The organism is Halobacillus sp. ABR2_026 (assembly GCF_056158545.1).
The window spans coordinates 1-3,440 of sequence record NZ_JBSWTM010000005.1 but is presented as its reverse complement, the minus strand read 5'-3'; the positions used below and the strand labels follow the sequence as shown (position 1 = coordinate 3,440).

The 3,440-nt window shown below is 42.4% G+C and carries 4 protein-coding genes; all 4 read left to right on the top strand.

Features of this window, described 5'->3' with window-relative positions; translation table 11 throughout:
- The first annotated feature begins 474 nt into the window (after window positions 1-474).
- The 4 genes from hupB (at window position 475) to ACXADE_RS20085 (ending at window position 2,953) form a co-directional block, all read left to right on the top strand.
- On the top strand, window positions 475-747 hold the full coding sequence (gene hupB, locus ACXADE_RS20100; protein WP_012518978.1) for a nucleoid-associated protein HU-beta: 273 nt from the start codon (window positions 475-477) through the stop codon (window positions 745-747).
- A gap of 311 nt (window positions 748-1,058) precedes the next feature.
- Entirely contained in the window at window positions 1,059-1,595 is a 537-nt protein-coding gene (locus tag ACXADE_RS20095) for a SurA N-terminal domain-containing protein (protein WP_474982289.1), read from the top strand.
- A gap of 1 nt (window position 1,596) precedes the next feature.
- The gene (locus ACXADE_RS20090; RefSeq protein WP_474982288.1) at window positions 1,597-2,148 is read left to right on the top strand and encodes a peptidylprolyl isomerase; all 552 of its coding nucleotides are present in this window, start codon (window positions 1,597-1,599) and stop codon (window positions 2,146-2,148) included.
- Complete coding sequence (locus ACXADE_RS20085; RefSeq protein WP_474982287.1) at window positions 2,129-2,953, top strand: peptidyl-prolyl isomerase family protein; 825 nt, start codon at window positions 2,129-2,131, stop codon at window positions 2,951-2,953. The genes ACXADE_RS20090 and ACXADE_RS20085 overlap by 20 nt, the downstream gene beginning before the upstream one ends.
- The last annotated feature ends 487 nt before the right edge of the window (window positions 2,954-3,440 follow it).

The window sequence follows — 3,440 nt, the reverse complement described above, 5'->3', positions numbered from 1 at the left end:
TACTGTTAACCTACTGGTTCAGTTACGTATTGCTAAGGTTAAACAGCATCAATGTTTGGCTAGTTGCAGCACCTCCGTTTAAATGGATTGATGATGTTCTTGATATTGCGCTTCAGGAGCCTGTTGAAAGTTTCGAAGTGGTTAAAAAGTAACTTACACGTATAGCTGCATACCTTTAATTTTAAAGGCGTGCAGCCTTGTTTTTGCTATAAAAATGCAATAATTGACTAAATTATGCGCATTAGACGAAAGAAAAGCTTATTTTTTTGAAAATAGGGCTTTCATGTCGCAAAAGTTGTGTTACCTTTAAGTGGTATTCGCTTGAAGCCTTGCCACAAAAGGGATTGCAGCGATTCATTTAAAAAGTTAATTATTTGTGACTGAAGCTTGATGTTAACGATCAAGCTTGCTATAACGTTCGAAGCAAAATCGTTTTGGACAAACAGTATAATAACAATCGAAGGGGATCTAATTGTGAACAAGTCTCAACTTATCGACCAAATCGCTGCTGGTGCAGACATTTCTAAAGCAGCAGCTGGCCGCGCTCTTGACGCATTCACTGACTCAGTAACTGCGGCGCTAAAAGACGGCGACCAAGTTGCACTAGTAGGCTTTGGTACTTTCTCAGTTCGCGAACGTTCAGCTCGCAGTGGTCGTAACCCACAAACTGGTGAGACTATTCAGATTTCAGCAGCGAAAGTTCCATCTTTCAAAGCTGGTAAAGCACTGAAAGACGCTTGTAACTAAGCAAAAAAATTATAGAAAAAGGCGATGGCTAGTCCATCGCCTTTTTTATTTCTAAAGCAAAGAATTCAATATTGGGGTCAGAGTAACGACTCTGACCCCAATATTTTAAGAGTAAGAATTTCCCCTTTAGGCATGCCGATTTTCATACATGTCAGAGAAACGCCTTAACTTGACGAAAGACATTACAAATAGTTTGTTTTGGCGTTTATATTCGGCGGCATTGGGTTATAATCATCGCTTATTTTACCTTGAGCTCGCCGCAAGTGATGGGTTAGGGTAATTGTAGTAAGCAACGGAGTTGAAGAACAATCATGCTAGAAAGAATCAGAGAAGGTTCTCAAGGCCCTTGGGCGATGGCGATTATTGCGCTTATCGTTTTAAGTTTCGTATTCGCAGGTGTAGGTAGCTACCTAACATCATCAGGCACTACAGCAGTAGCAACTGTAAACGGCGAAGAAATTTCGGCACAAGAACTAGAACGTGCATACCAAAACCAGCGTGCACAAATGGAGTCACAGTACGGCGAAAGCATCGCGCAGCTTTTCTCTAGCGAAGAATATCTCGCAGATTTTAGAAAAAATGTACTGGACAGACTTATTGCTGAAAAACTGATTCAGCAACAAGCTACCGATATGGGCTTGCGCGTAAGCGATGAACAAATTCGTGAAACGATAGTGCAAATGCCTGAATTTCAGTTTGGTGGTCAGTTTGATAACGAGCGTTTCCAAGCTATTCTCCGTCAAAATGGTTTTCAAGTTGCAGACTTCCGCGACTACCTAAGAACGCAGATGACTCAGAATCAATTGGCTGCAGCGTTAACGAATTCTTCATTTTCTCCTAGACGGTGAAGTGCAGCAGGCTAATGCCCTTCAACGTCAAACTCGTGATGCGAAATACGTATTAGTGAGCTCTGACGAATTTGCCAGTTCTATCGAAGTAACAGATGCTGATGTTGAAGCGTTCTACAACAACAATATTGCCTCTTTCGATACTGAAGAGCAGGTGAAACTGGCTTATGTAAAACTAAGTGTTGAAGATCTAAAAGGTCGCGTTTCTGTAGATGAAGAAGCAGTACGTACCTATTACGACAATAACCTAGGAAGCTATGGTACTGAAGAGGAACGCCGAGTTTCACACATCCTTATCGAAGCAGGTGACGACCAAGACGCTGCGAAAGCAAAAGCAGAGTCATTGAAAACTGAGCTTGATAACGGTGCCGACTTTGCAGTGCTTGCTGAAGAAAACTCTGACGACACATTCTCAGCTGAGAACGGCGGTGACCTAGATTTCATTACACCTGAAATGATGGACCCAGCGTTCGATGAAGCTGCGTTTGCTTTAGAAAACGTCGGTGATGTATCTGACGTTGTTGAGACCGAGTTTGGCTTTCACATTCATTAAGCTAACAGATTTAAAAGAAGCGCAAGTAAAATCATTCGATGAAGTGGCCAGTGAAATTCGCGATACCCTTCTTTACGATGCGGCGATGGAAAAGTACTTTGAGCTTCAAAATACCCTAGCTGAGATTGCGTTTGAGGTGCCAGATACACTTGAAGACGCAGCTAATGCTGTAGATCTACCTATACAAGAGTCTGTGCTGTTCAGCCGAAATACGGCGCCTGCGGAACTAAGCTTCCCCGGTTTGCTGGATGTTGCTTTCTCATCAGAGCTAGTTGAAGAAGGTCTTAACAGCGACATCATTGAACTTGATGACGAAACAGTTGTTGTTGCACGTGTTATTGAGCATCAACCACAACGTACTCAGTCACTAGATGAAGTTCGCGAGGGAATTGAAGCATCAGTAAAAGCGGAAAAAGCGAAAGAAGCAGCAGAAGCTTGGGCCTTCGACATTGCACAGAAAGTACGTGCAGAGGAAAGTGTTGAAAGCGAACTAGCAGAAAAATCTGTAGCTTGGGAAACGGCAGCAGCAGTGCCAAGAGCAGGCGGTACACTAGCACGCGCATTGGTTGATACGCTTTTCTCACTGGGCCTTGAAGGTGAAGATAAGGTTGACGTGGCAACAACAGTTAACGGCGATGTTGCAGTTGTTATGCTAGAAGGCGTGAATGCTGCACCTGAACTTGAAAACGAGCTAGGAGAAAGCCTGAAACAACGTCTTGCTCAAGTACAAGGTCAACGTGTTTATCAGCAGTACATCGATGCGCTTCGCGCAAATGCTGACGTGACTATTTCAGAGTCATTGTAAGCAACTTCAGCCACTCGATGGTAGGGTGGTAACAATTAGAAATAGTGAAAAGCCAGCTTTTTAATCAAAGCTGGCTTTTTTGATCGCTTAACTTATTTTGCTAAGTGGTTATTTAATTGGTGCTGCACAGCATAATCAATGCTGCGGTAAATTTACTTGCTAATCTCACAGGCTGCATAGGGTTAGTGCGAAGAGATAGACTTTATGGCAAAAAAGAGCTAATGCGTTAAAAACAGCAAGAGTGTATAAAACGCAGCAATAACTCCGGATAGCACGAATATGTAAAAGAAACCCCTGCTTGCCTTGTTCAAGAGTATATTTATTGGCTTGCAAATAACCAAACCAAAGTAATGACAAGATAAGGGGTATTAAAACAATTATTTTTAACACAGTACTGCCTTCTTATAAGTTGTGGCCTATTTATAACAATGTGTGGAGCTATAGACAAATATTAGGGAGGCCGGTTGGAAACTTCCATACGCCTACA

Excerpts from the sequence above, each read along its gene's own strand:
- ACXADE_RS20095 (WP_474982289.1), top strand. The coding sequence starts at position 1,059 with ATGCTAGAAAGAATCAGAGAAGGTTCTCAAGGCCCTTGGGCGATGGCG.